Raw genomic sequence first — 25,220 nt, forward strand, 5'->3', positions numbered from 1 at the left:
CCGAACCATGCCCCAGACCGTCGTCATCACCGGCGCCAGCGCCGGGATCGGCCGCGCCACCGCCCGCATGTTCGCCGAGCGCGGCGCCAACGTCGTCCTGATCGCCCGCGGCCGGGCCGGACTGGACTCCGCCGCCAAGGACGTCGAGGCGCTCGGCGGCCGGCCCCTCGTCCAGGTCGCCGACGTCGCCGAAGCGGCGCAGGTGGAGGCCGCCGCCGACGCCGCCGAGCAGACGTTCGGGCCCATCGACATCTGGGTCAACTGCGCGTTCAGCACCGTCTTCGCGCCGTTCGACGAGGTCACCGCCGAGGAGTTCGAACGGGCGACCAGGGTCACATACCTGGGCTTCGTCAACGGCACCCGCGCCGCGCTCCAGCGGATGCTGCCCCGCGACCGCGGCACGATCGTGCAGGTCGGCTCCGCCCTCGGGGAGCGGTCGGTGCCGCTGCAGTCGGCGTACTGCGGCGCCAAGCACGCCATCAACGGCTTCACGTCGTCCCTGCGCACCGAACTGCTGCACCGCAAGAGCAACGTGCACGTCACCGTCGTGCAGATGCCCGCTCTCAACACCCCGCAGTTCTCCTGGGTCTCCTCCAAGCTGCCCTGGCACCCGCAGCCCGTCGCCCCCATCTACCAGCCGGAGGTCGCGGCCCGGGGCGTCCTGCACGCGGCGGACCGTCCGCGCCGCAAGCAGTACTACATCGGCGCCAGCACCGTGGCGACCCTGTGGGCCAACCGCCTCGTCCCCGCGCTGCTCGACCGCTATCTCGCGCGTACGGGCTTCGACTCCCAGCAGACCGACCAGCGGCCGCCGACCGGCCGGAGCAACCTGTTCGAACCGGTCGACCGGACCGAGGACGGACTCCACGGCGCCCACGGCGTCTTCGACGACGCCTCCCACGGCCGCTCCTGGCAGGCCGCCGTCTCCCGCCACCCCGTCGCCGGTCTCTCGGCGCTCGCGTCCGTCGCCGCCGCCACGGCCTGGCTCGGCAGGCGCGCGCGGCACTGACCCCGCGACCGTTCCCCACGGGGCCCGATGGCTCCAGAATGGACGGAGGGCCGCGCGGTTCGGCGAGGAACCGTGCCCGGCCGCGTCGTGCGGGGGACACCATGGAGCAGCGGCAGCGGGACGAGCGCCTGGCCCGCGCCGTGCTGGAGCTGACGGACACGGCGACGGACGAGTTCCACCTCGTCGACCTCCTGCGCGTGCTGACCGCGTACGTGGTGGAGCTGCTCGGCGTCGCGGCGTCCGGGGTGGTCCTCGTCGACGACCGGAGGCGGCTCGTGGCGGCCACCGCCACCACGCGCACGGTCGGTGAACTGGGCGCGGCCGAGGCCGAGTTCGACGAGGGCCCGGGCCGTGACTGCTGCGCCGGGCACGACGCCGTCGGCCCGGTGGACCTGCGTACGCGGGCCGCCGCGGAGCGCTGGCCGCACTTCACCGGGGCGGCCCGCGCCGCCGGGTTCGGCGCGGTGGCCGCCCTGCCGATGCGGCTGCGCGGGGAGACCGTCGGCGCCGTCGGCGTCTTCGACACCGCGCCGGGGCGGCTGCGCCCGGCCGACCTGCGCGTGGCCCAGATCCTCGCCGACGCCACCACCCTCGGGATCGTCCACCGCCACCTGCACCGGGAACTGGCCGACCGGGCCGACCGCCTGCGGACGGACATCAGCCGCCGCATCGCCGTCGAGCAGGCCAAGGGGGCGCTCGCGGCCCACCTCGGCATCGTCCCGGACGCGGCCCTGGAGCGCCTGCGCGCCCACGCCCGGGCCCGGCGTCTGACACTGCCGGAGCTGTGCGCGCGGATCGTGGCGCGGACGGTGGACGTCGGCCTGCTCACCGCGCCGGGCGAACCGCACGGCGACTGAGCGGCGTTCCACCGGCCCGCAGGCCAGGTCACGTGCGGCGGTGCTTGGCCCCGTAGAAGGCGGACCGGGCGGCCCGGATGCGGGCGCTCTGCCGGTCGGTGTCCCGGGCGCGGGCGAGGGCCTCGCGCAGTGCGCCGGGGTCGGCCAGGTGCCCGCTGCCGTCCGGCGGGGTACGCCACAGCAGGGCGTGGAGCTGGACGCCGGTGAGGGCGTCCGCGTTCGGGGACGGGACGAGGATGCTCCCGCCGGTCGTCAGGAGGGACGAGGAGGGCGGCTGCGGCGGCCAGGCACCGGGGTCGTCGTCGAGGTGGGCCAGGATGGAGAAGACGGGGCGCGGTCCGTCGTGCTGTTCGAGGACCGGCACCTTCTCGGCGAGGCCGCCCAGCTCCCACAGGACCGTCAGCGCCAGCGGCTGGGTCAGCCGCAGCGCGTCGAAGCGGCGGCCGGTGGGGATCCGGGCCACGTGCGGGGGCCGCTCCCACTGCCGCTGTACGTCCACAGGATCAGGGTGGCAGGACGCCAACCACGTCTCGCCGTCCATCCGTTGACGGTACGCCGCATTGCCGCGCGCGTCAGGCGGACCGCACGACTCATGGGCCTCAGACGCGTGCGGAGGGCGACCAGCCGAGCCACCAGATGGCCAGGCCGCCGAGGACGAGCAGGAGGAAGATCGCGGCGTTGGTGCGGCGGTAGGTCAGCAGGAGCGCGACGAACTCGCGGATCATGGCGCTCGGCCAGAAGTAGGAGGCGGTGCGGGCGCCGATCACATGGCCGCGGACGCCGGTGCGGCGGGCCGTCACGGCGGCGCGGAACACGTGGTAGTTGTTGGTGACGATCACGCACCGGTAGTCCGGCTTCGCCCGCTCCATCAGGGCCTTGCTGAACCGCAGGTTCTCCTCGGTGGTGGTCGAGCGGTCCTCGCGCTCGACGAGGTCCGCCGGGACACCGCGCGCGATCAGGTAGTCGGCCATCGCGTGGGACTCGGGCAGCTTCTCGTCGGGACCCTGTCCTCCGGAGGTCAGCAGGACGGGCCGCCTTCCTCGCCGGGACAGTCTGGCGTGCTCCTCGCGGGCCCGGTCGAGGCGGCTCGCGAGCAGCGGCGGCACGGTGTCGCCGCCGGTCAGACCGGAGCCGAGGACCACGACGTAGTCGGCCCTGCGCCGGATGCGGACCCTTTCGTAGAGCTGGGCGTAGAGGAGGAAGCAGGCGAACAGGAAGACGACGAGCCCCGTCAGCACGACCGCGGTCGCCGCCGCCACGAGGAGGGTGCGGGTGTGCAGGACCAGGGCGGTGACGAGGAGGCCGAGCAGCGCGACCAGGGCGAGACCCGCGCCCAGGGACAGCAGGTTGGCCGGGCTCCGGCCCTCCTTGCGCACCATCGTGACGCCGTTGACGAGCAGGAACCAGGCGAGGGCCACGACACCGAGCGCCGCGAGCACCAGCAGGGCTATCGCCACGTCGCTGCCCAACTGCGGTCGCTCCGCGGCCAGTCGCAGGAACAGCGCGGTCGCCGCGAACACGATCGCGAGCCCGAGGAAGACGGCATTGCTGACCCGGCGCCGGTCGACCAGCACTCCGAAGCAGAACACGAGGAAACAGACGAGCGCCGGGACGTAGGCCAACATGCGGGTCATGCTACTGACGTGCGGGAAGCCTCCGTCGCGTGCCCTCCCCGGCCCCCTGCGCGGGCCGCCGCCGCGCCGCGGCTTCGCCGACCGGCCGCACATGGCAGCGTGCCGTGCCGGGTGACCGCTCGGCTACGTTGATCATCACGCACCGGCCGGAAGGAACACGTCCGTTGAGCACCGACAGCTACTACGAGCCGATCGACGCCCACCGCTACAAGCCGACCTCGCACGCGAGCGGCGCCTGGGACCCGGACGAGCAGCACTTCAGCCCGCTCGGCGGGCTCGTCGTGCATGCCGTCGAACGCCACCTGGCCGCGCGCCCCGAGCCGAACCGGCTGGTCCTCGCGCGGATCAGCTTCGACATCCTCGGGCGCCTCGGCCTGGAGGAGTGCGAGATACAGGTGGAGACGGTCCGGCCCGGCCGCACCATCGAACTGCTCGAAGCCGTCGTGGTCATCGCGGGCCGGGCCGTGGTGCGGGCCCGTGCCTGGCTGCTCGCGCCGGGCGACACCGCCCGGGTCGCGGGCGGCGGACAGGACCCGCTCACCCCGCCCGAGGGGCTCGCGTCCTGGGCGCTGCACGAGGAGTGGCCGGGCGGGTACATCGCCTCGGTCGACGTCCGCCCGACCGCGCCGCCGCGGCCCGGCCGCACGACCGCCTGGATCTCCACGCCGCTCGACCTGGTGGCCGGGCAGCCGAGCAGCGCCCTCGCGTCCTACATCGCCCTGGTCGACACCGCGAACGGCATCGCCGTACGGCAGTCGCCCGCCGAGTGGATGTTCCCGAACGTCGATCTCACCGTGCATCTGCACCGGCAGCCCGAGGGCCGCTGGACGGGCCTGGACACCACGGTGACGTTCGGCCCGGCCGGACACGGGGTGACCAGCACCGTCCTGCACGACGTACGGGGTCCGGTCGGCTACGCCGAGCAGATCCTCACCGTCCGCCCGCAGAAGGTGTGACGCGGCGCTACTTGCGGATGAGCAGGACGAGCCCCGCGATCACGAGCGCGAGCACCACGGCGGCGACGCCGTAGCGCAGGCGGTGCGCCCGCAGGCCGGGCAGGTGGCGGTCGACGGCGATCCGGCCGGGACCGGTGAGGGCGAGCCCGGCGGCCCCGGCGGCGAGGAGCAGTTCGTACTCGACGCCGGCGGGCGCGAAGAAGCCGCCGCCCCACTTGACGGCCAGCGCGTTGATCATGGTGCCGAGCACGGCCGCGCCGGCGAGCGGCGTCAGGAGACCGAGGACGAGGCCGAGCCCGCCGAGGGTCTCGCTGAGCCCGGCGATCACCGCCATGGCCTTCCCCGACGGATAGCCGCTCTGCGCGAAGAACTGGCCGGTGCCCTCGATGCCGCCGCCCCCGAACCAGCCGAACAGCTTCTGCGCGCCGTGCGCGGCGATGGTCAGGCCGAGCGCGAGGCGCAGGACGAGAAGGCCGATGTCGTAGGCGTGGGGGGACGCGTCCTCGGGACCGGTCTCCGAGGCGGACGGGCGGGTCAGGAGGGAGGTCATGTGGGGGTTCCTTCCGACGGGTCGGCGTGTGCGTGCACGGCATCGCGATGTACAACTTGAACTTTCAAGATCGTGGGCGAGCCTACCCGATGCGTGAAACTTAAACAACGCGGTCCCGGGTCCGGGCGGACTGACTCGCCCCGTCCAGGGCACAGGGACGACATGAAGCTGCTGATCATCGTCATCGTCGTCGTCCTGGCCGTGGCCTGGTTCATAAAGTCGCGGAAGGGGCGGTGACCGGCCACCCTGGAACCATGACGAGCGCCCCGATCATCGTCCATCCGCCGTCGCGCACGGGCGGCCGGCGGGTGACGGCGCGCGGCCACATCCTCGGCCTCGCGCACTCCGACGCCGACGTCGTCGAGTTCCTGCGGCGCGCCGGGCTCGCCGACGCGGAAGCGATCCTCGACAACCCGGCCTGGGTGACGTGGCGCGGCGGACGCGCCCACCACTACGAGGCGGCGTAGCGGCGGGCCCGAGGAACGAACGGCCTAGCCGGGACTGCGCTCCCGGCTCACCTCGGCAAGCCTTGTCCTGTGGAGTTTCCTGTCGCTGTCGCGCTCGCCGAGTCCGTGCCCACGCTGCCCACCGGAGCCGACTGGTGGTACGAGCCCAAGTTCGACGGCCAGCGGCTCGTCATGCACCGCACCGAGGAGGGGGCCAAGTGCCACGCGCGTTCCGGGCGCACCCTCACCACCGCGTGGATGGACCTGGTGGCCGCCGCGCAGAGCGCGCTGCGCCCCGGGACCGTCCTCGACGGCGAGGCCGTCGTCTGGATCGACGGCCGCCTCGACCTCGCCGCGGCCGAGGCCCGGGGGAACGCGACGCCCCGCCGGGCGTCCGCGCTGGCGGCGGAGTACCCCGCGTACTACGCGGTGTGGGACTGCCTGGCCGTGGACGGCGTGGACCTGCGCGCGCGGCCCTACCGGGAGCGGCGCGCCGCGCTGCTCGACGTCCTGGCGGACGCGCAGCCGCCGATCCGGCCGGTGCCCGCGACGGACGACGCGGAGGTGGCGCGCGTCTGGTTCGAACAGCTCCAGGCGCAGGGCGTCGAGGGCGTCGTCGCGAAGCGCGCGGAGTCGCCCTATCGGCCCGACCGGGTGTGGCGGACGGCGCGGCACAGCCAGACCGTGGACGCGGAGGTCGTCGGCTACGTCGGGCCCGCGGTCCAGCCGCTCCGGGTCGTCGTGCGCCTCCCCGACGGACGCCACCTGCTCTCCCAGACGGTGATCGCCCCGGTCGCCGCCGACATGGCCCGCCACATCACCGAGTCGGGCCCCGGCCGCCGGGCGCGCACGGACGACGGCGAGACGTACACGACGACGGGGCGCGGCCTGGTGGTGGAGGTGGTGGCGGGCACGACCCGGCACGCCACGGTCACGCGGGTGCGGTGACGTCCGCCTCTAGGGCCTGTCTGACAATTCCCTCCCCCAGCCTCCGGCCGGGAGGTACCCCCAGCCCCGCGACGCCTGGCACGCACTCTCGCCGCACCGGGCACAAGGCCAAGTACGTCCAGTACGAGGCCTCGCACCCGGCACTCCCCCAGCCTTCGGCCGGGGGGACCCCCAGAGCACGCACCAGACGCCGCAGGGCCGCCCTCCGGGCGACGACGGGAATTGTCAGACAGGCCCTAGGCGGTGGGTTCCTGGCGGCGGTGCGGGTGCGCCGGGTACACGCCGAGGATGCGCACCTCGGAGGAGAAGAACCGCAGCTCCTGGAGGGCGAGGGCGACGCGCGGCTCGTCCGGGTGGCCCTCGACCTCGACGTAGAAGCAGCTCGGGTTGAGCCCGGCGCCTATCTGATAGCTCTCGATCTTGGTGAGGTTCACCGCGTTGCTCGCGAAGCCGCCGAGCGCCTTGTACAGGGCGCTGGGGATGTTCCGCACGGCGAAGAAGAGGCTCGTCATCGTCGGGCCCGCGTCGAGCGGCGCGAAGGCGGCCTCCCGGGAGAGGACCACGAACCGCGTCGTGTTGTCCGGGTCGTCCTCGACCCCGGCGCGCAGCACGTCGAGGCCGTAGTGCGCGGCGGCGGCGGGCGGGGCGAGCGCCGCGTGGCGCGGGTCGCCCAGCTCGGCGATCTCGCGGGCGGCGCCGGCCGTGTCGTCGCTGACGAGCGTGCGCCAGCCGCCCTCGCGCAGCACCTTGCGGCACTGGCCGAGTGCGTGCACATGGCTGCGCACGCACTCCAGGTCGTCGAGGCCGGCGCCGGGGACGCCCACCAGGTCGAAGTGGATGGCGAGGAAGTACTCGCCGATGACGAAGAGGCCGGACTCCGGCAGGAGATGGTGCACGTCGGCGACGCGGCCCGCCGCGGAGTTGTCCACCGGGATGACCGCCAGATCGGCGGCGCCCAGCGTCACGGCGTCGAGGGCCTGCTCGAAGTTGGAGCAGGGCAGCTCGGCGCTGCCGGGGAACAGCGCTTGGGTGGCGGCCGCCGAGTTGGAGCCGAATTCGCCCTGGTAAGCGACGGTCGTCACTGTCAGACACCTCTCAGCCGGGGGACCGGCCTCACTCGGATCGTGCTCTGGTTCTGTGGAGCGCGCCGCCTTGCGACGCGCCTTGCGTGTGCGGTGAAAGGGCCACCGTAGCCCGTCCGCCGTGGCGCGCCCGAAAACGGGGTGCGAGGCGGTGGCGCATTGGTGTGGGATCGCCGTCATGCCGACACTGCTGCACGAGCCGGGGACCGACGGGCTGCGCGAGATCGTGGACGTGCTGCGGGAGTGGCAGGACGACGAGGCGCCGCACCAGCTCCATCCGGGGGACGTCGGCTGGTTCTGGCGCTCGGGCGCGCGGGCGACGGCGGCGGCGCTGCGGATCTGGCGCCGGGACGGCCGGATCCTCGCCGTCGGCCTCCTGGACACGCCGGACGTGCTGCGGCTGACGCTCGCGCCGGACGCGCTGCGGGACGCGGAGCTGGCGGAGCGCTTGGCCGAGGACGTGACGCTGCCGGAGCGCGGGGTCCTCGGCGCGGGCCGGGCCGCCGTCGACTCACCGGACGGCGCCCTGGTCGGGGAGGTGCTGGCCGACGCCGGCTGGAAGGCCGACGAGCCGTGGACGCCGCTCCGGCGCGACCTCACGGAACCGGTGCCGGACCCGGGCCTGCGGATCGAGGTGACCGGCCCCGGACGGGCAGCGGTGCGCACGGCCGTGCACCGGGCGGCGTTCGGCCGGGCCGCGTTCACGGACGAACGCTGGCGCGCCATGGAGGCCGGAGCGCCGTACGCCGACGCGCGCTGCCTCGTCGCGTACGACGGCCGGGGCGACGCGGTCGCGGCGGTGACCGTGTGGTCCGCGGGGAGCGGCAGGCCGGGACTGCTCGAACCCCTGGGCGTCCACCCGGACCACCGCGGCCACGGCCACGGCAGGGCGGTCACCGTCGCCGCGGCGGCCGCCCTGCGCGACCTCGGCGCGTCGAGCGCCCTCGTCTCCACCCCGAGCGCCAACGAGGCCGCCGTCGCCACCTACAGGTCGGCCGGTTTCCGGGCGCTCCCCGAGACCCGCGACCAGCGCCGGCCCGCTCCCGGCCCCGCTACGGACGGACGTACGGCCGGGTCATGATCTCCATGTTGTGACCGTCCGGGTCCGCGAAGTACGCACCGCGCCCGCCGAACAACGTGTTCACCCTGCCGGGTTCGGTGTGACCGGGGTCCGCGTAGTAGGTGGTCCTGAGCGCCTCCAGGCGGTCGATCATGGCGTCGAAGCGCGCCTCGGGCACGAGGAACGCGTAGTGCTGCGACTGGATCGGCGCGTCCCGCTTCTCGTAGTAGTCGAGCGTCACGCCGTTGCCCAGGTCGACGGGGAGGAACGGGCCGAACGGGGCCCCGACCTCAAGGCCCAGGACCGCGGCGATGAACTCCGCCGACAAGGAGCGGTCGCTCGCGTAGACGGCGGTGTGGTTCAACTCGACGGCGTCCGCCGCCAGCTCGGGCGTGTGCGGATGCGGCTGGGTGTGTGACATACGTAGGTGACTCCGTGTCTGTGCGTTCGTCAGGACGGGTGCCACGTGTGCGGGCACCCGGGGGAGGACACGGAAACAGCGGCGGGCCCCTCGCCCGCCCCGCGCTCACGCCGCGGCCGGGACCCCGTCTCGTGCATGGCCCAAGGCCGACCCGGCAGTCACCCGGCCGACACTAGCCGCTCCACGCGGGGAGGAGCAACGACTCACACCTTCGGTGCGACCTGCCACGCGCCGCGATAGGGCGGTGTGACCAAGGGGCAGTCGAGGGCCATGACCGAGAAACACGATCAGCCCGCCCGCGCACACCAGCGGCCCGAAGGTGTGAGTGACGCGACCGTCGAGGCCCTGGGGTCGGTGTCGAAGGCCCTGGAGACGGTGGAACGGGCGCGCGGCCACCTCTACGCCTTCCACCAGCTCACCGGCACGGCCGACCTCGAACTGGGGCGCGCCGTCGGCCTGTTGCGCTCCGCGGGGCACGAGAAGTGGGCCGACCGCATCGACCGCGACCTCGTCGGCCGCAATGTGCTCGAAGGGCGGTGGACCTTCCAGGTCGTCGAGGAGTACGACGCCGGGTTCTACGCCCTGTACAAGGAGACGGAGCGCCAGGTGCGCGACGACCTCGCCCAGGGCCGGACGCACCTGTACGAAGCGGAGATGAAGGAGGACCGCCGCACGAAGGGCCACCCGGACCACACCGCACGCCCCGACACCGGCGCCGGAAGGTGAGCGGCCCGGCGTCAGAGGGCGCGCAGGGACGTGACCTCGTACGTCCTCGCTGAACTCGGCGCCGTCCCGTGGCAGGTGAGCCGGTACGGAGGGGTGCGGCGCGCACGCACCTCGACGTCGAAGGCGGCCGCACGCGGCGGGCGCCCGGTCAGCCGGATCCGCCAGAGGTCGTCGTCGCGGACGGTCGACTCGACGGTGTACGCGTGCCGCCCCGCCGGACCGGCGGACCGCAGGACGGCCGCCACCGCGGCCTGCTGGGGCGGGAAGAGGTCGGTGTAACCGCGCAGGTGGTCGGCGTGGACGCGGTCCGCCAGGTGCTCCTCGACGGTGGGGACGGCCGAGTCGGCGGCGAGGCCGCCGTAGTAGACGCCGTCGGGCAGGACGACGACGTTGGCGGCGAACCTGTCCCCGCCGACATGGGTGCACTCCCAGACCAGATGCGGCCACCGTTCGCTCAGCGCGCGCCCGACGGGGCGGCCGCGCACCGCGCAGCAGACGTCGTGCAGCCCGTGCGCGCAGACGAGGACGACCGGCGGGTGCCCCGGCTCGCCGGGCGCGTCGAGGGCGGGGACGACCCCGGTGAGGTCCTGGTCGCGGCTCCACGTGCCCCACACCTGACGGCCGGCGCCGTCGGCGCCGTGCCGCAGCACGGCCCAGCGCCGGGGGCCGTCGCCCGGCAGGAGACGGCCGTGCCGTCTGATCAGGAGGATGCGGGCGCGCACCTTCTGGGCCGCGCCGAAGACGAGACCTTTTATCTCGGGTGCCAGGTCGAGCCCGTCGAAGCCGTTGGACGGCCAGCCGCCCCGGTACTCGATCAGGACCCACACCGTGCCGTACGGCGCGGTGCCCGCGAGCGTGTCACCGCGCTCCAGGGCGGCGTCGGCGCAGAAGAAGCGGGCGGCCGCCGTCACCGCGGCCCCGTCACCGCTCGGCGGGCACCAGGACACCCGCGCGCAGGAGTCGCTCGGTGAGGGCGAGCCCCAGTCGGCCGGCGGTGTGGATCCCGCCGTCGAGGAGGCGGGCCACGGACGGCAGGTCGGCGTCCCTGAGGTCGAGCCACCCGACGCGGGTGAACAGGCGCCGTCCGTCGAGGCGGGCGTCGAGGGCCGCGCGGAGCCGCACCGGCGAGTCGGGCGCGAGGGCGTCGACGGCCGCGAGCTGGGCCAGCGGCCCGAGCGGCGCGGGCCGCGCCTGGCCCCGCCGCTCGCGGTGGAACAGCGGCGCGGGATCGGCCTGGACGAGCGCGGCGGCCAGCCGTTCGCGCACGAACGCCAGCTCGTCGCCGGGGCCCTCGACGCCCAGCGGCAGGGAGGCCCGCATCCGCGGGTCGTCGCGCAGCAGCGCGAGCGCGGACTGGGCGAGGTGTTCGGCCAGCGCGTGCCGCGTCCAGGTGTGCACCCCGAGCGTCAGATGGATCGAGACGGCGCCCTGTGCCCGGGCGGCGTGCAGCCAGCCGCGCGGCAGATAGAGGACGTCACCGGGTTCGAGCACGGTGTCGAGGTACGCCTCGCCCTGCGCGGCCCGGGCCACCGCCGTACGGTGCCCGGTCCAGGGCTGGTCGCGGAGCGGGTCCGGGTGCACGGGTTCGTGGACGGTCCAGCGCTTGGTTCCGGCGATCTGGAGGACGAACACGTCGTGGACGTCGTAGTGGGCGTCGAACCCTCGGTTCTGCGGGGGCGTGACATAGGCGTTGGCCTGCACCGGGTGGCCCAGTTCGGTGCCGAGCCGTGCGCCGAGGTCCGCGACCGGCTCCCACGTGCGGTGCAGCGCCTGGAGGACGAGGGTCGCCCCGTCGGCGAACTGGCGCCACAGCGCCGTGTCGTCGACCTGGTCGGAGACCGTCGCGCCGACGCCGCCGGACGAGGTGAACGACGCCTCGGGCAGCGTGGCGCCGTCCTTGGCGACGCGCAGGAACGGTGTGCGCAGGCCGCGCCGCGCGATCAGCTCGTCGACGGCGGACGCGGAGAACAGGTCGGAGAAGTCGCTCGCGGCGCGATGCAGCAGGGGCACGCGCCCCCACACGTCGCGCGCGAACTCCTCCCGGCGCAGACCGGTCAGACGCGCTTCGAGGATGCCGGCGCCCGTGGTGGCGCCGGCATCCTGGAGTTCGACGGAAGGCGTGGTCAAAAGCGGCCGCCCTACCGGTCGGCGCTGCCGTCGGCGCCACCGTCGTGGACGCCGGGGGTGCCCGACGCGCCGCCGTCCGCGGGTCCTTCGGCTCCGCCGTCCGCGCCGCCGTCGTGGACACCGGGCGTACCGGCCGCCCCGCCGTCCGCCGGGCCCTCGGCCCCGCCGTCGGCGCCGCCGTCGTGGACGCCGGGGGTGCCCGACGCGCCGCCGTCCGCGGGGCCTTCGGCTCCGCCGTCCGCGCCGCCGTCGTGCACGCCGGGCGTACCGGCCGCGCCGCCGTCCGCGGGGCCCTCGGCCGAGTTCGGGTCCTGCTCGGGGTTGGTCATGGTTCCTCCTGGGAAGCGAACGGCTGGGAGCGAGCGGGCGGCACCTGTTCCACGCCCCTCGGTGCTTAACAAACTCGCCCACACCGTCGGCACCGGCAACCGGAGACGATCAGGCGTGGCATGCTGCCGACGAGAAGGAGGGGCGCATGGCGAATCCGGGGACGACGGCGGTGCTCGCGCTGCTGCCGGCCGCCCAGCCCCTGCTGGAGAGGGCCGCCGAGGCGGACCCCCGGGCGGTGCGGCCGGGCGTTCCCGCCCACGCGGCGCTGCTCTACCCGTGGCTGCCCGCCGACCGCGTCGGCGCACCCGCACTGGACCGGCTGCGGTCCTCGCTCCCGACCGGCCCGGTCCGCGCCCGCCTGACCACGGTCGAGCGGACCGGCGGCTTCGTCGGCGTCCCCGTGCCGGAGCTACGACAAGCGGCGACGGCCGTGCGCACCGCGTTCCCGGCGTGGATCCCGTACGGGGGCAGGTTCGGCGCGGACCCGCCCGTGCACGTCACCGTGGCCCTGGACGCGGAGCCCGGCGCGGCCGAGGAGATCGCCCGCCGTACGCACGCGCTGCTGCCGATCAGTACCGAGATCGCCGCTCTGCACGTGGTGGCGCTCACTCCGGCCGGCTGGCAGGTGGTCACAGAACTGCCGCTGACGCCCTGACGCGGGCGGACCCACGCACGTGTGAGGGGCGGCTCCCTTCGGGGAGCCGCCCCTCACATACGGTCGGGGTCCTGCTGTCCGTCCGTCAGTGCTTGCCGATGTCCTTGGTCTTCTCCTTGGCCTGGCGGGCGTCGCCCTTCATCTGCTCGGCGCGGCCCTCGGCGGTGAGGCGCTCGTTGCCCACGGCCCGCCCGGCGGCCGCCTTCGCGGCGCCCGTGGCCTGCTCGGTCTTCGCCTTGGCCTTCTCGTTGGCGGTCATGTCCGCTCACGCTCCCTTGGCATCGACATCATGTGCTCGACATCCGCCTGGCCGGGAAACAGCCCCGTAAACATGCGCCCCGCGCTTTGTCGGGAGGCCGCGCCAGGAGGGCGAAGCGCGGACGACTTCCCGGCATCGCGTGAAAGAAACGCGGACTTTGTGTGTTTGTAGGGGTGGGTCAAGAGCAAACGGTCGCCAGGAGGTAATAACAATGGTTCCCCTGCTTCTGGTTCTTCTTCTGGCCCTGATCCTCTTCGGTGCGGGCTTCGCACTGAAGGCGCTGTGGTGGATCGCCGTCATCGTCCTCGTGGTGTGGCTGCTGGGCTTCGTGATCCGGCCCGCGGCGAGCGGCGGCCGCAAGGGCCGCTGGTACCGATGGTGATCCGCGTCTGAACCGTTTCCGTGGACCGGCGCGACGCCACGGGCGGTGGTGAGTGCGCGCCGAGGGGTGGGCCCGGCCTGGGACGGCCGGGCCCACCCGCACGTGCGTGCGAGTTTTGTTCGCGGGGCAGTGAGTGTGCGAGGGTGCTCCACATGACGTCCGGCAGTCGGAAAGTACGCGTTGACCAGCAAGAACGTGTGGCAGTTGTCACCGTGAGCGGAGAGATGGACCTGTATGACCTGACCGAGATCGTCGACGGTTTCGCACAGGCACTCTCCGACCCCGCGACGGACGCGACCCTGATCGACCTCTCGGGCGTGACGTTCGCCGACAGCGTCTTCCTCAACCAGCTCCTGGTCACCTACTCGGGCCACGGCGTGAAGGGCCGCCCCTTGCGCCTGTGCGGGCCGCTGCACGAGTCCGTGCAACGCCTGCTCCGGGTCACCGGCACGGACGCGGTCCTCCCGCTCGCCGCGGACCGGACCGACGCACTGCGCAGCCTCCGCATGACCGACCCGTCCTAGGGGTCCGGGTCCGATCCCGGGTTCACCCATTTGGCCCAACGGCGCCGCCCTTGCAGGGCGGCGCCGTTCGTGCGTCGAGGGGTGCGATCCCGGGTCCGACGGGGTGCGCGGGGCGGATCAACCCCCGTACGGCCACGGCCATTCGAGTTGCGGCGTGGTCGGCACGGGTGTCCGGTGAGGTGGTCGGGGCACTGCGACAGTGCCGACGTCAACGCGGAGGAGCAGCGATGATGCTCACTCTTCAGTCCACGAGCCTCGTGCTCGACAAGGAAGTCGTCGAAGGGTTGATGGTCCCGTCGGAAGCGCCGGTGAGCGACGCTCCGATCCCCTCGGTGGAGGACGCCGCCGGCGGCAGTGGCGGCGGAGCCCTCCTGCTGGGCCTGGGCCTCCTGCTCTCGCCGAAGGAGCCGAAGGAACCGAAAGGCCGGTGATCAGCGAACGCTCACGCACCGCCCACAACGGGTCGGCTGAGCGATTGGCTCGTCGTGTGCTCGACGCCCTCCGGGACGTCGGGCACACGACCGCTGCCGCCGCCCACCTGGAGTCCGCCGTGTCGCTCCCGCCGGACGAGCAGGCGGTGGCCGTCGCCGCCGTACGTCTGCTGGGCGCCGACGTCCTGGCCCCCTACGCCCTGACCGGCCGGACCCCGCCGCCGGAGGAGGGCGCGGCCGTCGCGCTGGCCCTCGACGCGCTGCCCCCGGCCCATCCCGCCCCCGCCGCGCCGCCCGAAGGCGACGAGCAGCCGTGGGTACGGGCCTGGATCGACTGGTCCGTCGTCACCGTCCTGGCGCGGATCGACCCCGCGACGGACACCCCGGCGGCGCCCGTGCCGCAAGCACCCCCGCGCTGCGACCCCGGGCCCGACCGCCGCCGCCCGCTCGGCGCCGCCCCCGGCGAACCGGCTCAGGAGGGCTGGGTGCCCTGGTCGGTACGGATGGGCCACCTGTCCTCTCTCGCCCTGCCCGGCCTGGACGGGCCGGTGCACGAGGCCGCGCGGTCCGGGCTCCTCGGCCTCGCGCGCGGAGCCACCCGCGCCGTACTGCGCCGCGACTTCCCGACGGCGGCCCGCATCACCCGCTGGCTGGCCTGGGCGCACGCCGAGCGGCTGCCCCTGCCGCTGGACCCGGCGCCGCTCACCGAGCACATCGCCCTGCTCGGCGGCGGCGGACGCCTCGCCCTGGACACCGCCATCGCCCGACACCTGCTCGGCCTGGAACACGTATGAGCCTGCCACCCACCGAACTCGCCCACACCGTCAGCTCGCGGGCGCTGCACTGGCTGCACGCCAACCGCGCGTACGGCGACCTGTCCGACCTCCCCGACGCCGACCTGGTCTCGGACCGGGGCGCCTACAAGGCACTGGGCGAGACCGCGCTCGCGGCCTCGCTCGTCCTGCGCGGCGGCGCCGCGGGCACCACCGAACTCGCCCTCGCCCGCGAGCTGTTGGCATACTGCTGGGAGCAGACGTCCAACGGCTCGCTGCTCTACGAGCGGCTGTTGCGCAACCCGCTGAAGACCGACCCGCTGGAGACCTACGCCCACTTCACCCGCGGCGGCCACCGCCTGCCCGAGCTCGACGAACTCCTCGCGCACACCGTCGCCCTCACCTCCGCCCACGCCGTGGAACACGTACCGAACCGCCGCCTCGGTGTCGCCAACGCCGTCCGCGTCACCGGCCTGGACCACGGTCCCGGCACACCCCGCTGGGAAGCGCTCACCCGTGACACATGGCTCGGCAGCACACCCGAGCCGTGGCACATCGACTGGCTGACCGCGTACGCCGTCACCCACACCGTCTACCACCTCACGGACTGGGGACGGCTGCCCGACGGGCTGCCCGTGGACGTCGCCGCCTACCTGCGCGACTGGCTGCCGGTGTGGACCGACATCTGGGCGGAGGCCGGGCACTGGGACCTCATGGCCGAGCTGATGATCGTCGATCTCTGCCTACCGGACGCGCGGGTGGACGCCGAGGACTGGCGGCGCCTGGCCGAGATCCAGCACGACGACGGCATGGTGCCCCGCGACGACAAGCCCGTCGACGACGACCCGGCGCAGCGCTTCGAGGACCACCAGCACCCCACCATCGTCGCCGTGATCGCCGGGAACCTGGCCCTTTCCCGCGCCCTGGACAGCCCCCGCCCCGACTGATGCAGCCCGAGCCGCCGCACCGCGACCCCGGACCCGCCTTCGCCCACCACCTGCCCGCGCTGCTGTCCTCGGCCCCGGCGGCAAGCGCGGTCGCGGTCGGCCTGCACCTCGACGGCCGCCGCACCGTCGTCGCGCGCGGGACGACGGCACACCAGGGCGGCCGACCGGCCGACGAGGCGACCCGGTTCGAGATCGGCTCCGTCACCAAGACCTTCACCGCCCTGCTCCTCGCCGAACTGGCCGCACGCGGCGAACTGCACCTCCACGACCCCGTCCTGCGCCACCTGCCGCCCGGCACCCGGCCCCCGCCCGGTGGCGCCGGCATCCGCCTGCTCCACCTCGCCACCCACACCTCAGGACTGCCCCGCCTGCCGCCCGGCCTGCTGCGCACCGCCCTCCCGCACCTCTTCACCAACCCCTACGAGGCGTTCACCGCCGCCGACACCCTGCACGCCCTGCCCCGCACCCGGCTGCGCTCCCGCCCCGGCACCCGCATGCACTACTCGAACTTCGGCGTCGGCCTCCTCGGCCACGCCCTGTGCGGCGCGGCAGGCGCCCAGGACTACGCATCGCTGCTGACCACGCGCGTCCTGCGCCCGCTGGGCCTGCACGACACCGACTGCGCGGCCGCACCGGCGGACGTTCCGGCGCCGGACGACGGCGGCAACGAAGCCACCGGCCACTGGCACCGGCGCCCGAGACCGCCGTTCCGCATCCCCGGCATGCCGGCCGCCGGCGCCGTCCGCTCCAGCGCGCGCGACCTGCTGACGCTCACCGAGGCGCTGCTCGCGCCCGACCGCCCCGTACGGGGCACGGTCCCGCCGGACTCCCTGCGCGCGGCCCTGCGCGACACGGTCCGGCCCCGGATCGCCGTCCGGCAGGGCACCCAGCAGATCGCCCTTGTCTGGAACATCCGCCCGCGCCACGAAGGGTCCCGCGTCCACCACCACTCGGGCGGCACCCGCGGCTGCACCGTCTTCGCGGGCTTCGACCCGCCACGGCGCGCCGCCGTCGTCGCACTGGCCAACTGCGCGCCCGGCCACGGCAACCACCTCATCCAGGAGGCGTACGAAACGCTGCTGGGGCTGGACGCCTGACCAGGCGTCAGCGCGGCCTGGCGACCTCCCATGCCGCCTCGACCATCCGGAAGATCTCGTCCACCGCCGCGTCCGGCTCGGCCGCCTCGCGGCCGACCGCGTACGCGTCGAGCACGAACCGCGCGATGGTCCGACAGGCCGTCGTCGCCCCTGGCAGGGACAGGTCGGCGGCGATGGCCGTCGCCAGCGCCTCCGCGTGGCGCAGCCGCATCGATTCCTCGTACGCGAGCAGGGCGGGCGACGCGTCGATCATGCGCCAGACGGGGGCGGCGCCCTCCGCCGAGCAGTGGCGCACCATCGCGTGGATCTCGCGGCGCAGCGCGGGCATGAGGGGTTCCTCCGGCGCCCGGTCGGTGACCGCGCGCGTGAGGCGTTCCTCGAAGTCGTCGTCCCGCTCGAACACCAGCGCCTCCTTCGAGGCGAAGTGGGAGAAGAGCGTGGTCACGGCCACGTCGGCCTCGGCGGCCACGTCGCGGATGCCCACGGCGTCGTATCCGCGGTCGAGGAAGAGCCGGAGGGCCGCGTCGGCGATCTTCTGGCGGGTCGCTGCCTTCTTGCGCTCGCGACGTCCGGTCGGCACGGTCATGCGCCCACGCTATCAGCGCCACCGACTCCAAAGACGTAACCGTTCCAAAACGCTAACCGTTAGTGTTACGGTCTGCCGCATGAAGAAAGTGAGCTTCGCCGAGTTCGGCGGTCCGGACGTGCTCCGACTGATCGACGCCGAGGAGCCCCACGCGGGGCCGGGCCAGATACGTATCGCCGTACGCGCGGCAGGTGTGAACCCCGTCGACTGGCGGATCCGCGAGGGACAGGTCCTCGGCGCGCATCCGACGACGCTGCCCGCGGGGGTCGGGATCGACGCCGCCGGGGTGGTGGACGAGGTGGGCGAAGGCGTCGAGGGTGTCGAGGCCGGGGACCACGTGTTCGGCGAAGGCGCGGACACCTATGCCGAGTTCGCCGTCCTCGGCGCCTGGGCCCGTATGCCCGACGGCCTGTCCTTCGAGGAGGCGGCCGGATATCCGTCCGTCGTGGAGACCGCCCTGCGCGTCCTCCGCGAGGTCGGCGTGGAGCCGGGGGAGACCCTGCTGGTGAGCGGCGCGTCCGGGGGAGTCGGCTCCGCGGTGCTGCAGATCGCCCGCGACCGCGGCATCAAGGTGATCGGCACCGCGAGCGCCGCCAACCAGGAGTACCTGCGCGGCCTCGGCGCGCTCGCCACGACCTACGGCGACGGCTGGGCCGGGCGCGTGCGGGAACTCGGCCGCGTCGACGCGGCCCTGGACCTGTCCGGCTCCGGCGTCATCCCCGAACTGGTCGAACTCACCGGGGACCCGCGAAGGGTGATCACCATCGCGGATCTCGGTGCGGGCGAGTTCGGCGTCCGCTTCTCCGGCGTGGCGGGGAGCGTGCCGGACGCGCTCGCCGAGGCCGCGGACCTCATCACCCGCGGGAAGCTCCACATCCCCGTCGAGAAGGCGTACACCCTCGCCGAGGCCGCGGCGGCGCACATCGACAGCAAGGCCGGACACACCCGCGGACGCCGCGTCATCGTCGTCTGACGCGACCCTCCTCGGCCGCCGTTTGACCTTGACACAGTGACAAGGTCTTCACTGCGGTCGAGGAGGTGGTCACCGTGACGATCACAGGGCAACGACAGGGCCGGACCCTGGAGGAAGAGGTGGCCCGGCTGCTGCTGGGCCTGGAGGACGACCGGTCGTCGGTGCGGCTGCGGGCCGCCATGGCCGTCGGCACGGAACCGCACCCGCGCTTCGTCGACAAGCTCGTCGAACGCAGCGCGGTCGAACCCGAGTTCTTCGTCCGCGACATGCTGACCTGGGCGCTCACCCGCCACCCGGTCTCCCTGACGCTCCCCCCGCTGCTCCAGGAGGTCCGCTCGGAGCGTCCGCAGGCGCGCAGCCAAGCGCTGCACACCCTGTCCAAGATCGGCGACCCGCGCGCATGGCCCGCGATCACGGAGGAACTCCTCACCGACCCCGAGGTCGAGGTGGCCCGCAGCGCCTGGCGGGCCGCGGTCGTGCTCGTACCGGACGGCGAGGAGCCCGCGCTGGCCGCGGTGCTCGCGACCCAGCTCGGCCGCGGCGAGCGGGAGACCCAGCTGAGCCTGAGCAGGGCGCTCGTCGCGCTCGGCGACGCCGCCGAGCCGCCGCTGCGAGCCGCCACGACGAGCACCGACCCGGACGTGCACGCGCACGCGCTCGCCACGCGGCGGCTGCTGCGCGACCCGGACACCGGGTTCGGGTACGCCATCGAGGAGGCGAAGCGCGTCGTGGCCCTCGGCGCGCCCGCCGCGACGCCCGACGAGGGATCATAGGGGCGTGTTGATCGGTGAGGTGGCGCGCCGCTCCGGGGTGAGCGCCCGCATGTTGCGGCATTACGAGTCGCTCGGCCTGGTGGGCCCGTCCGGCCGGACCGGCTCCGGCTACCGGGAGTACTCCGGCGACGACGTCCGGCGGATCTTCCACATCGAGAGCCTGCGCTCGCTCGGCCTGTCGCTGCGCGAGATCGGGCGCGCCCTCGACGACCCCGGCTTCACGCCCTCCGCGCTCGTCGGCGACCTCATCCGGCAGACTCGCGAACGCATCGCCGCCGAGACCGAGTTGCTGGCGCGGCTGCGCCGCATCGACGCGGCGGACCCCGCCGGATGGGAGGACGTCCTCCAGGTCCTCCCGCTGCTCCAGGCGCTCGGCTCGAAGAGCGCCGACGCGCGCCAGCGGGCCGCGCTCTCCTCGGGCGAGGAGGTGCCGGTGCCGGTGGAGGCGCTGGTCGAGGCGGTGCTCGGCGAGACGGACCCGAACGTGGCCGGAGCCCTGCGGTGGGCGCTGGCCCGCGCGGGCGACGAGGGCCCGGCCCTGCTCGCCGAAGGGCTCGGCTCGCCGGTGGCGGCGGTGCGGGAGCGCGCCGCCCAGTCCCTCGCCAAGCTGCCGGGCGACGCGGCGGCCGGGGAGCTGCGGCGGGCGCTCACCCACCCCGACACCGTGGTGCGCGGACACGCGGCGCTCGCGCTCGGCGCCCGCGGCGCGATGGAGGCGATCCCGACGCTCGTCGCGATGATCGTGGACGGACGCAACGACACCGACGCCGCCGACGCGTTGAGCGTGCTGGCCGCCGACGCCGCGACGGCGGACCGGATCGCGACCCGCCTGGTCGACCGGCTCGCCGACCCCGGCACGGGCGCGCCCGCGCGCGGACGGCTGACCCAGGCGCTCGCCGGGATCCCGGGGCCGACGACCGCGCGTGCGCTCGTCGGGCTGTCGGAGGACGCGGACCGCGCCGTCGCGGTCACCGCCACCTATCTGCTGCGGCTGCGCGGCGAAGGGCGTTGAGCCGTTCGGCCCGCCGCCGGATGCCCCGGCTTCCCCCGTCCCGCACCCGTACGCTCGGCGTATCGGCCGAAGGGAGCACACGGACGGGTGGGTTCGGCCCGGCACCGTGTAGGCGCCGAAGGAACCGGTTAAAGCTTCGTGTGATCTTTCCACCCCTCGAAGCAAAGGACTGCTCCATGCGCATGCGCACAGCTCTCACCGCCACGGTTCTGGCCGCCATCGCCGTCCTCGGTGGCGCGGGCCTCGCCTCCGCCGACAACGGGTTCGGCACCCCGTACGGCGGCGAAGGCTTCAACAACAGCGACATCGAGGTCAGCAACAGCACCCCGGCCGTCGTGCAGTTCGGTGACCTCGTCTCGGACTGACCCGCCCCACGGGCTGTGAACCCCCTGGCGCCGCGCCGTCCGCCCTCGGGCACCGTCGCGGCGCCAGGGGGTGTCGTAGTGTCGGGGGAAACCCGGAGTGTGTCGGGGGAAACCCGAAATGAGGAAACACGTATGTCCAAGCCGCCCCTGCCGCCCGAGGCCGTGGAGATGCTCCGCCGTCCCCACCCGGCCGTCATGGCCACCGTGCGCTCCGACGGCACACCCGTCACCACCCCCACCTGGTATCTGTGGGAGGACGGGCGGGTGCTCATCAGCCTCGACGAGGGCCGGGTCCGCCTGAAACACCTTCAGCGGGACCCCCGCGTCAGCCTCACCGTCCTGGACAGTGACGACTGGTACACCCATGTCACCCTGATCGGACGGGTGGTCGAGATGCGCGACGACGAGGGCCTGTCCGACATCGACCGCATCTCCACGCACTACACCGGCGGCCCCTACCCGGACCAGGTGCGGCGCCGCGTCAGCGCCGTCATCGAGATCGACCGCTGGCACGGCTGGGGCGCACACCGCGACAGCGACCAGGCGAGCACCTGACGGTCCGCGCCTCCCCTGCGTTGTCCTCAGGAGGGTCACACTGGGACCCACCGAACCGGTGACGGACGACAGGAAGGGGACCGGGCGTGGCCCAGACCGAGAACGAGGCGCCCTACTTCACGCTCGACGACGGCGTCTTCGTGCCCGGGGAGCAGGCGCGCGGCTGGTGGGCGCCCGGGACCGTGCACGGGCGGCTGCTCGCGGGGCTCGCCGCGCGGGCGCTGGAGCGGGAGCACGGCGCCGAGGGCATGCACGTCGCCCGGCTCACCGTCGACCTGTTCCGCAGCGCGCCCCTGGCCCCCGTCCGCGTACGGACCGAGCGGGTCCGCGACGGACGGCGCATACGGGTCGCCGACGCCGTCGTGCTCGGCGCCGGCACGGACGGGGCGGGGGAGCCGCTGGCGCGGGTCAGCGCGGTCCTGCTCCGGACCAGCACACCTCCGCCCGGGTACATTCCCGCCACCGGGCCGTGGGACGCACCGCCCCCCGACGAACTGCCCCCGTCGCACACGGCCCGCACGTTCTGGCGGTTCGACGAGGAGCTGCGGCCGGTGCGCGAGTGGCGCGGCGACCAGCGGCGCAGGGCCTGGCTGCGCGAGTCCCGGCCGCTCGTCGCCGGGGAGTCCGTCTCCCCGCTCGTCCGCGTCACCCTCGCCGCCGACTCGGCCAGCCCGATGGCCCACGCGAGCGACGAGGGACTGCGCTACATCAACGCCGACTTCACCCTGACCCTCAGCCGCCTCCCGCTCAGCGACGCGATCGGCCTGGAGGCCACCGCCCACACCGCCGAGGACGGCATCGCCGTCGGCCACTGCGCCCTGTACGACACCGCGGGCCCCATCGGCTACTGCGTCACCACCGCTGTCGCCAACGACGTCCGGTGACGGCGCCCGGGGTACAGTGCAGGTCATCGTAAGGGGACGGAGGGGTGGAGTGTCCGATCCACGGGCGAGGCGTCCGATGCCCGGCGCGGACGGCGCACGCGCACCGGAGTTGCGGATCGACCCGCTCACCGACCGCGCCGGACTCAAGGTCGCCGGAGAGATCTGCCTGCCCACGCACCCCGAGTGGGAGCGGGCCCTCAGCCGCCTGGCGCGGGAGACCGGCGACCCGGTCCACCTCGAACTCTCGGACGTCACCTTCGTCGACATGGCGGGTGCCACGGCCCTGGCGGTCACCGCCCTGGGGCTCGGGCACGACCGCCGCCTGGTTCTCGACCGCCCGCCGCCCGGCCTGAGCCGTCTGCTCGAACTCTTCTGGCCCGATCTGCCAGCCATCGAGGTGGCCGCCGTATGAGCACCGTGTCCGCACCTTCCGCACCGTCCGCGTCCTTCGACCACCCGGCGCTGTTCTACCGGGACGAACGGGAGTACCTGACGGGCACAGTTGCGTTCGTCCGCGACGGGCTGGCCGCCGGCGACCCCGTGGCGGTGGCGGTGCCCGCCGCCAACCTCGCCCTCATCAGGGCCGAACTCGGCACACAGGCGGGGCAGGTGCGCCTGCTCGACATGGAGCGGGCCGGGCGCAACCCCGGCCGGATCATCCCCCGTGTGCTGCGCGCCTTCGCCGACAGCCACCCCGGGCGGCGGGCCCGCATCATCGGCGAACCGATCTGGCCCGCCCGCACCGCGACCGAGTACCCCGCCTGCGCCCAGCACGAGGCGCTGATCAACCTGGCCTTCGAGGGCCGCGACGTGACGATTCTGTGCCCCTACGACGCCACGCGCCTGCCGGAGCGGATCCTCGCCGACGCCCACGCCACCCACCCGACCGTCATCCGGTCCGGCACGCGGGAGGCGAGCGCGGAGTACGCCCCGGAGTCGTTGATCGCCCGCTACAACGAGTTCCTGCACGCGCCGGCCGGCGTGGAGGCGACGGCGTACGACAGGGCGACGCTGACGGCGGTGCGCCAGTACGCCACCCGCTGGGCCGCCGAGCTGGGGCTCGCCGAGTCCCGTCTCGACGACTTCGAGCTGGCCGTCGCCGAGCTGACGACCAACAGCGTGGTGCACGGCGGCGGCCTGGGCTGGTTGCGGCTCTGGACGGAGGACGGGCACGTCGTCTGCGAGGTCCACGACGCCGGTCTGCTCGCCGACCCGCTCGCCGGACGCAGCCTGCCTGCCCGGGACCAGCGCGGCGGACGCGGCCTCCTGCTGGTCAACGTGGTCTCCGACCTCGTACGCACCTACAGCGCACCGGACCACGGGACGACCACCCACATCCACTTCCGCCTCTGACCGGGCGGCGACGGCCGCGTGACCGGGGGGCCGGGGCGGGCTACGGCAGCGCTCCGGCCTTCGCCTGCTTCACCTGGTCGACGACCGCGCCCAGGTGGTGCTCGCGGGCCCAGTCGGCGAGGCGGGCCGCGGTGCTCGCGTCGCCCGGGTGGGTGAGCGCGGAGGACACCGACCAGCCGACCGCGCCGACACCCAGGACGACGGCCACGAGCAGGGTCCGGACGGTCCGCGGATGGCGCCGCAGCAGGCCGGGCCTCTCCGGCGCCGCACCCTCCGGTACGTCCTTGCGCCGCCCGCGCAGAAGGACGAGGGGGAGCGTCAGCAGGGCCAGGACGACCAGGGCGATCCCGGCGGGCCGGTCGAAGTCGTGCACGTCCACGGGCGCGTCCGCGAAACCCGTACACGTCACAGTGGCCGCGGCCACACACGTACAGGCAAGGTGACGTCGGGTCAGGGAGCGGCGTGACACGCGCTTTTCGGGCATGGCGGAAACGTATGGGCGATGTCGGCATCCCGCCATCGGAGCTGGGCCACACGTGTGACTCATGTGCCTGGTTCCCGCGCCGCCGGGCACACTCGTCGTGTGCGGAAGAAGCGCGATGCCGAGCCGACCGACGACGGCCACCATGTCATCATCGACGGCCGGAAGTGGCGGGCCACCGACCCGTCGCTGCCGGAGGAGACCGCGGCGGAGCTCCGCCGCCATCTGATGGCGGCCCGCCGCGCCGTGCGTGACGCCCTGCGCCAGGAGGACCCCGAGGCCGAGGCGCGGGCCCGCGCCCGCGTCCAGCTCGCGAAGACCGCCCTCGGCGAACGCGGCCCCGCCTGGTGGGAGCAGTCGGAGGCGGAGCGCAGACAGCGGTGGGAGGCGGGACTCGAACGGCTCAGGGAGGAATGACCCGCCCTGAGCGATCCACCGGGAACGCGACCGGGCCCCGGAATGACGGCGGTCACTCCGGGGCCCGGTCGCTGCCTCGCGGTACTACGCGGTACTACGCGGCTCAGTACTGCTCGGTCTCGATGAACCCGGCGTCCGAGTCATCGGTCGCGGCGAACGTGTCGGCCGCGGTGGTCGGGTCGAACCCGGGCGGGCTGTCGCGGAGCGCGAGGCCCATGCCGGCCAGCTTCGCCTTGATCTCGTCGATCGACTTCGCACCGAAGTTGCGGATGTCGAGCAGGTCCGCCTCGGAGCGGGCGACGAGCTCACCCACGGAGTGGATGCCCTCGCGCTTGAGGCAGTTGTAGGACCGGACGGTGAGGTCGAGGTCCTCGATCGGCAGCACCAGGTCGGCGGCGAGCGCGGCGTCCGTCGGGGACGGGCCCATGTCGATGCCCTCGGCGTCGACGTTGAGCTCGCGGGCCAGACCGAACAGCTCGACCAGCGTCTTGCCGGCCGACGCCATGGCGTCGCGGGGACGCATGGCCTGCTTGGTCTCGACGTCGACGATCAGCTTGTCGAAGTCGGTGCGCTGCTCGACACGCGTGGCCTCGACCTTGTACGTGAC

35 protein-coding genes are annotated in these 25,220 nt (G+C 74.0%); 23 read left to right on the forward strand and 12 right to left on the reverse strand.

Going from position 1 to position 25,220, the window contains the following annotated elements:
* The first annotated feature begins 7 nt into the window (after positions 1 to 7).
* Together ABZ877_RS35715 and ABZ877_RS35720 are read left to right on the forward strand one after the other, a co-directional pair.
* Complete coding sequence (locus ABZ877_RS35715) at positions 8 to 1,009, forward strand: SDR family oxidoreductase (protein WP_361080035.1); 1,002 nt, start codon at positions 8 to 10, stop codon at positions 1,007 to 1,009.
* Positions 1,010 to 1,110: 101 nt separating this feature from the next.
* Entirely contained in the window at positions 1,111 to 1,866 is a 756-nt protein-coding gene (locus ABZ877_RS35720) for a GAF domain-containing protein (RefSeq protein ID WP_361080037.1), read from the forward strand.
* Positions 1,867 to 1,894: 28 nt separating this feature from the next.
* Here the strand turns inward: ABZ877_RS35720 and ABZ877_RS35725 are convergent, their stop codons facing one another.
* Complete coding sequence (locus ABZ877_RS35725) at positions 1,895 to 2,365, reverse strand: hypothetical protein (RefSeq protein ID WP_361080039.1); 471 nt, start codon at positions 2,363 to 2,365, stop codon at positions 1,895 to 1,897.
* A 100-nt stretch (positions 2,366 to 2,465) separates the two neighbouring features.
* Positions 2,466 to 3,491, reverse strand: coding sequence for a YdcF family protein (locus ABZ877_RS35730; protein ID WP_361080041.1), 1,026 nt, complete (start codon positions 3,489 to 3,491; stop codon positions 2,466 to 2,468).
* 173 nt (positions 3,492 to 3,664) lie between these two features.
* On the opposite strand from ABZ877_RS35730, the gene ABZ877_RS35735 reads away from it, so the two are divergent.
* Complete coding sequence (locus ABZ877_RS35735; protein WP_361080043.1) at positions 3,665 to 4,456, forward strand: thioesterase family protein; 792 nt, start codon at positions 3,665 to 3,667, stop codon at positions 4,454 to 4,456.
* Between the two features lie 7 nt (positions 4,457 to 4,463).
* Here ABZ877_RS35735 and ABZ877_RS35740 read toward each other — a convergent pair whose 3' ends face one another.
* Complete coding sequence (locus ABZ877_RS35740) at positions 4,464 to 5,006, reverse strand: DoxX family membrane protein (RefSeq protein WP_361080045.1); 543 nt, start codon at positions 5,004 to 5,006, stop codon at positions 4,464 to 4,466.
* 254 nt (positions 5,007 to 5,260) lie between these two features.
* Between ABZ877_RS35740 and ABZ877_RS35745 the strand changes: the two genes are divergently transcribed.
* Together ABZ877_RS35745 and ABZ877_RS35750 are read left to right on the forward strand one after the other, a co-directional pair.
* Positions 5,261 to 5,473: a hypothetical protein gene (locus ABZ877_RS35745; RefSeq protein ID WP_361080047.1), complete on the forward strand. Its 213-nt coding sequence runs from the start codon at positions 5,261 to 5,263 to the stop codon at positions 5,471 to 5,473.
* Positions 5,474 to 5,542: 69 nt separating this feature from the next.
* Positions 5,543 to 6,400 carry a DNA ligase gene (locus ABZ877_RS35750; protein ID WP_361080049.1) on the forward strand — a complete coding sequence of 286 codons (858 nt, stop codon included), beginning with the start codon at positions 5,543 to 5,545 and terminating at the stop codon, positions 6,398 to 6,400.
* 236 nt (positions 6,401 to 6,636) lie between these two features.
* Here ABZ877_RS35750 and ABZ877_RS35755 read toward each other — a convergent pair whose 3' ends face one another.
* The gene (locus ABZ877_RS35755; protein ID WP_361080051.1) at positions 6,637 to 7,482 is read right to left on the reverse strand and encodes a prephenate dehydratase; all 846 of its coding nucleotides are present in this window, start codon (positions 7,480 to 7,482) and stop codon (positions 6,637 to 6,639) included.
* Positions 7,483 to 7,660: 178 nt separating this feature from the next.
* Between ABZ877_RS35755 and ABZ877_RS35760 the strand changes: the two genes are divergently transcribed.
* A complete protein-coding gene (locus ABZ877_RS35760) occupies positions 7,661 to 8,563 on the forward strand; it encodes a GNAT family N-acetyltransferase (protein WP_361080053.1) in 903 nt (300 codons plus the stop codon).
* Here ABZ877_RS35760 and ABZ877_RS35765 read toward each other — a convergent pair.
* Positions 8,535 to 8,963 (reverse strand): VOC family protein, encoded by a 429-nt coding sequence (locus ABZ877_RS35765; protein ID WP_361080055.1) that lies wholly within the window; start codon positions 8,961 to 8,963, stop codon positions 8,535 to 8,537. The genes ABZ877_RS35760 and ABZ877_RS35765 overlap by 29 nt on opposite strands.
* Positions 8,964 to 9,233: 270 nt before the next feature.
* On the opposite strand from ABZ877_RS35765, the gene ABZ877_RS35770 reads away from it, so the two are divergent.
* Positions 9,234 to 9,689, forward strand: coding sequence for a hypothetical protein (locus ABZ877_RS35770; RefSeq protein ID WP_361080057.1), 456 nt, complete (start codon positions 9,234 to 9,236; stop codon positions 9,687 to 9,689).
* An 11-nt stretch (positions 9,690 to 9,700) separates the two neighbouring features.
* On the opposite strand, the gene ABZ877_RS35775 is transcribed toward ABZ877_RS35770, so the two are convergent.
* Genes ABZ877_RS35775 through ABZ877_RS35785 form a run of 3 tightly spaced genes read right to left on the reverse strand, consistent with a single transcriptional unit; the run spans position 9,701 to position 12,145 of the window.
* Positions 9,701 to 10,600 (reverse strand): sucrase ferredoxin, encoded by a 900-nt coding sequence (locus ABZ877_RS35775; protein WP_361080059.1) that lies wholly within the window; start codon positions 10,598 to 10,600, stop codon positions 9,701 to 9,703.
* Positions 10,601 to 10,610: 10 nt separating this feature from the next.
* Positions 10,611 to 11,816, reverse strand: a complete 1,206-nt coding sequence (locus ABZ877_RS35780) for a cupin domain-containing protein (RefSeq protein ID WP_361080061.1) — start codon at positions 11,814 to 11,816, stop codon at positions 10,611 to 10,613.
* 11 nt (positions 11,817 to 11,827) lie between these two features.
* A complete protein-coding gene (locus ABZ877_RS35785) occupies positions 11,828 to 12,145 on the reverse strand; it encodes a hypothetical protein (RefSeq protein WP_361080063.1) in 318 nt (105 codons plus the stop codon).
* A gap of 146 nt (positions 12,146 to 12,291) precedes the next feature.
* Between ABZ877_RS35785 and ABZ877_RS35790 the strand changes: the two genes are divergently transcribed.
* Positions 12,292 to 12,801 (forward strand): 2'-5' RNA ligase family protein, encoded by a 510-nt coding sequence (locus ABZ877_RS35790; RefSeq protein ID WP_361080065.1) that lies wholly within the window; start codon positions 12,292 to 12,294, stop codon positions 12,799 to 12,801.
* Positions 12,802 to 12,886: 85 nt separating this feature from the next.
* On the opposite strand, the gene ABZ877_RS35795 is transcribed toward ABZ877_RS35790, so the two are convergent.
* On the reverse strand, positions 12,887 to 13,060 hold the full coding sequence (locus ABZ877_RS35795; RefSeq protein WP_361080067.1) for a CsbD family protein: 174 nt from the start codon (positions 13,058 to 13,060) through the stop codon (positions 12,887 to 12,889).
* Between the two features lie 211 nt (positions 13,061 to 13,271).
* Between ABZ877_RS35795 and ABZ877_RS35800 the strand changes: the two genes are divergently transcribed.
* From ABZ877_RS35800 to ABZ877_RS35825, 6 genes are all read left to right on the forward strand, one after another.
* Positions 13,272 to 13,442 carry a hydrophobic protein gene (locus tag ABZ877_RS35800; protein ID WP_223775182.1) on the forward strand — a complete coding sequence of 57 codons (171 nt, stop codon included), beginning with the start codon at positions 13,272 to 13,274 and terminating at the stop codon, positions 13,440 to 13,442.
* Positions 13,443 to 13,594: 152 nt separating this feature from the next.
* Positions 13,595 to 13,966, forward strand: coding sequence for an STAS domain-containing protein (locus ABZ877_RS35805; RefSeq protein WP_361080069.1), 372 nt, complete (start codon positions 13,595 to 13,597; stop codon positions 13,964 to 13,966).
* A 227-nt stretch (positions 13,967 to 14,193) separates the two neighbouring features.
* A complete protein-coding gene (locus tag ABZ877_RS35810) occupies positions 14,194 to 14,397 on the forward strand; it encodes a hypothetical protein (RefSeq protein ID WP_361080071.1) in 204 nt (67 codons plus the stop codon).
* A 56-nt stretch (positions 14,398 to 14,453) separates the two neighbouring features.
* On the forward strand, positions 14,454 to 15,191 hold the full coding sequence (locus ABZ877_RS35815; protein WP_361080073.1) for a hypothetical protein: 738 nt from the start codon (positions 14,454 to 14,456) through the stop codon (positions 15,189 to 15,191).
* Positions 15,188 to 16,117: a hypothetical protein gene (locus ABZ877_RS35820; RefSeq protein ID WP_361080075.1), complete on the forward strand. Its 930-nt coding sequence runs from the start codon at positions 15,188 to 15,190 to the stop codon at positions 16,115 to 16,117. Before ABZ877_RS35815 ends, ABZ877_RS35820 begins: the two co-directional genes overlap by 4 nt.
* Entirely contained in the window at positions 16,117 to 17,214 is a 1,098-nt protein-coding gene (locus tag ABZ877_RS35825; protein ID WP_361080077.1) for a serine hydrolase domain-containing protein, read from the forward strand. Before ABZ877_RS35820 ends, ABZ877_RS35825 begins: the two co-directional genes overlap by 1 nt.
* 7 nt (positions 17,215 to 17,221) lie before the next feature.
* Here the strand turns inward: ABZ877_RS35825 and ABZ877_RS35830 are convergent, their stop codons facing one another.
* Positions 17,222 to 17,800 carry a helix-turn-helix domain-containing protein gene (locus ABZ877_RS35830; protein WP_361080079.1) on the reverse strand — a complete coding sequence of 193 codons (579 nt, stop codon included), beginning with the start codon at positions 17,798 to 17,800 and terminating at the stop codon, positions 17,222 to 17,224.
* Between the two features lie 79 nt (positions 17,801 to 17,879).
* Here ABZ877_RS35830 and ABZ877_RS35835 point away from each other — a divergent pair, with 79 nt between their 5' ends.
* The 8 genes from ABZ877_RS35835 to ABZ877_RS35870 all read left to right on the forward strand — a co-directional run bounded on the left by ABZ877_RS35835 (position 17,880) and on the right by ABZ877_RS35870 (position 23,715).
* A complete protein-coding gene (locus ABZ877_RS35835; protein ID WP_361080081.1) occupies positions 17,880 to 18,773 on the forward strand; it encodes an NADP-dependent oxidoreductase in 894 nt (297 codons plus the stop codon).
* Positions 18,774 to 18,853: 80 nt separating this feature from the next.
* Positions 18,854 to 19,546, forward strand: a complete 693-nt coding sequence (locus ABZ877_RS35840; RefSeq protein ID WP_361080103.1) for a HEAT repeat domain-containing protein — start codon at positions 18,854 to 18,856, stop codon at positions 19,544 to 19,546.
* A gap of 4 nt (positions 19,547 to 19,550) precedes the next feature.
* Positions 19,551 to 20,558, forward strand: coding sequence for a MerR family transcriptional regulator (locus ABZ877_RS35845; RefSeq protein ID WP_361080083.1), 1,008 nt, complete (start codon positions 19,551 to 19,553; stop codon positions 20,556 to 20,558).
* 176 nt (positions 20,559 to 20,734) lie between these two features.
* Positions 20,735 to 20,923: a hypothetical protein gene (locus ABZ877_RS35850; protein ID WP_361080085.1), complete on the forward strand. Its 189-nt coding sequence runs from the start codon at positions 20,735 to 20,737 to the stop codon at positions 20,921 to 20,923.
* Positions 20,924 to 21,055: 132 nt separating this feature from the next.
* A complete protein-coding gene (locus ABZ877_RS35855; protein WP_361080087.1) occupies positions 21,056 to 21,478 on the forward strand; it encodes a PPOX class F420-dependent oxidoreductase in 423 nt (140 codons plus the stop codon).
* Positions 21,479 to 21,564: 86 nt separating this feature from the next.
* Positions 21,565 to 22,362, forward strand: coding sequence for an acyl-CoA thioesterase domain-containing protein (locus ABZ877_RS35860; protein ID WP_361080089.1), 798 nt, complete (start codon positions 21,565 to 21,567; stop codon positions 22,360 to 22,362).
* Between the two features lie 49 nt (positions 22,363 to 22,411).
* A complete protein-coding gene (locus tag ABZ877_RS35865) occupies positions 22,412 to 22,774 on the forward strand; it encodes an STAS domain-containing protein (RefSeq protein ID WP_361080091.1) in 363 nt (120 codons plus the stop codon).
* Positions 22,771 to 23,715 carry a sensor histidine kinase gene (locus ABZ877_RS35870; RefSeq protein ID WP_361080093.1) on the forward strand — a complete coding sequence of 315 codons (945 nt, stop codon included), beginning with the start codon at positions 22,771 to 22,773 and terminating at the stop codon, positions 23,713 to 23,715. The genes ABZ877_RS35865 and ABZ877_RS35870 overlap by 4 nt, the downstream gene beginning before the upstream one ends.
* 40 nt (positions 23,716 to 23,755) lie before the next feature.
* On the opposite strand, the gene ABZ877_RS35875 is transcribed toward ABZ877_RS35870, so the two are convergent.
* On the reverse strand, positions 23,756 to 24,094 hold the full coding sequence (locus tag ABZ877_RS35875; protein WP_361080095.1) for a hypothetical protein: 339 nt from the start codon (positions 24,092 to 24,094) through the stop codon (positions 23,756 to 23,758).
* A gap of 204 nt (positions 24,095 to 24,298) precedes the next feature.
* Here ABZ877_RS35875 and ABZ877_RS35880 point away from each other — a divergent pair, with 204 nt between their 5' ends.
* On the forward strand, positions 24,299 to 24,613 hold the full coding sequence (locus ABZ877_RS35880; RefSeq protein ID WP_361080097.1) for a hypothetical protein: 315 nt from the start codon (positions 24,299 to 24,301) through the stop codon (positions 24,611 to 24,613).
* A 103-nt stretch (positions 24,614 to 24,716) separates the two neighbouring features.
* Here ABZ877_RS35880 and ABZ877_RS35885 read toward each other — a convergent pair.
* The coding region (locus ABZ877_RS35885) for a DNA-directed RNA polymerase subunit alpha C-terminal domain-containing protein (protein ID WP_361080099.1) at positions 24,717 to 25,220 on the reverse strand (504 nt) is incomplete at its 5' end.

Source organism: Streptomyces sp. NPDC046939 (assembly GCF_040644575.1).
Classification (GTDB): Bacteria; Actinomycetota; Actinomycetes; order Streptomycetales; family Streptomycetaceae; genus Streptomyces.

Excerpts from the sequence above, each read along its gene's own strand:
- ABZ877_RS35715 (WP_361080035.1), top strand. The coding sequence starts at position 8 with ATGCCCCAGACCGTCGTCATCACCGGCGCCAGCGCCGGGATCGGCCGC.
- ABZ877_RS35720 (WP_361080037.1), top strand. The coding sequence starts at position 1,111 with ATGGAGCAGCGGCAGCGGGACGAGCGCCTGGCCCGCGCCGTGCTGGAG.
- ABZ877_RS35730 (WP_361080041.1), bottom strand. The coding sequence starts at position 3,491 with ATGTTGGCCTACGTCCCGGCGCTCGTCTGTTTCCTCGTGTTCTGCTTC.
- ABZ877_RS35740 (WP_361080045.1), bottom strand. The coding sequence starts at position 5,006 with ATGACCTCCCTCCTGACCCGCCCGTCCGCCTCGGAGACCGGTCCCGAG.
- ABZ877_RS35745 (WP_361080047.1), top strand. The coding sequence starts at position 5,261 with ATGACGAGCGCCCCGATCATCGTCCATCCGCCGTCGCGCACGGGCGGC.
- ABZ877_RS35760 (WP_361080053.1), top strand. The coding sequence starts at position 7,661 with ATGCCGACACTGCTGCACGAGCCGGGGACCGACGGGCTGCGCGAGATC.
- ABZ877_RS35765 (WP_361080055.1), bottom strand. The coding sequence starts at position 8,963 with ATGTCACACACCCAGCCGCATCCGCACACGCCCGAGCTGGCGGCGGAC.
- ABZ877_RS35770 (WP_361080057.1), top strand. The coding sequence starts at position 9,234 with ATGACCGAGAAACACGATCAGCCCGCCCGCGCACACCAGCGGCCCGAA.
- ABZ877_RS35785 (WP_361080063.1), bottom strand. The coding sequence starts at position 12,145 with ATGACCAACCCCGAGCAGGACCCGAACTCGGCCGAGGGCCCCGCGGAC.
- ABZ877_RS35790 (WP_361080065.1), top strand. The coding sequence starts at position 12,292 with ATGGCGAATCCGGGGACGACGGCGGTGCTCGCGCTGCTGCCGGCCGCC.
- ABZ877_RS35795 (WP_361080067.1), bottom strand. The coding sequence starts at position 13,060 with ATGACCGCCAACGAGAAGGCCAAGGCGAAGACCGAGCAGGCCACGGGC.
- ABZ877_RS35800 (WP_223775182.1), top strand. The coding sequence starts at position 13,272 with ATGGTTCCCCTGCTTCTGGTTCTTCTTCTGGCCCTGATCCTCTTCGGT.
- ABZ877_RS35805 (WP_361080069.1), top strand. The coding sequence starts at position 13,595 with ATGACGTCCGGCAGTCGGAAAGTACGCGTTGACCAGCAAGAACGTGTG.
- ABZ877_RS35810 (WP_361080071.1), top strand. The coding sequence starts at position 14,194 with ATGATGCTCACTCTTCAGTCCACGAGCCTCGTGCTCGACAAGGAAGTC.
- ABZ877_RS35820 (WP_361080075.1), top strand. The coding sequence starts at position 15,188 with ATGAGCCTGCCACCCACCGAACTCGCCCACACCGTCAGCTCGCGGGCG.
- ABZ877_RS35825 (WP_361080077.1), top strand. The coding sequence starts at position 16,117 with ATGCAGCCCGAGCCGCCGCACCGCGACCCCGGACCCGCCTTCGCCCAC.
- ABZ877_RS35830 (WP_361080079.1), bottom strand. The coding sequence starts at position 17,800 with ATGACCGTGCCGACCGGACGTCGCGAGCGCAAGAAGGCAGCGACCCGC.
- ABZ877_RS35835 (WP_361080081.1), top strand. The coding sequence starts at position 17,880 with ATGAAGAAAGTGAGCTTCGCCGAGTTCGGCGGTCCGGACGTGCTCCGA.
- ABZ877_RS35850 (WP_361080085.1), top strand. The coding sequence starts at position 20,735 with ATGCGCATGCGCACAGCTCTCACCGCCACGGTTCTGGCCGCCATCGCC.
- ABZ877_RS35855 (WP_361080087.1), top strand. The coding sequence starts at position 21,056 with ATGTCCAAGCCGCCCCTGCCGCCCGAGGCCGTGGAGATGCTCCGCCGT.
- ABZ877_RS35870 (WP_361080093.1), top strand. The coding sequence starts at position 22,771 with ATGAGCACCGTGTCCGCACCTTCCGCACCGTCCGCGTCCTTCGACCAC.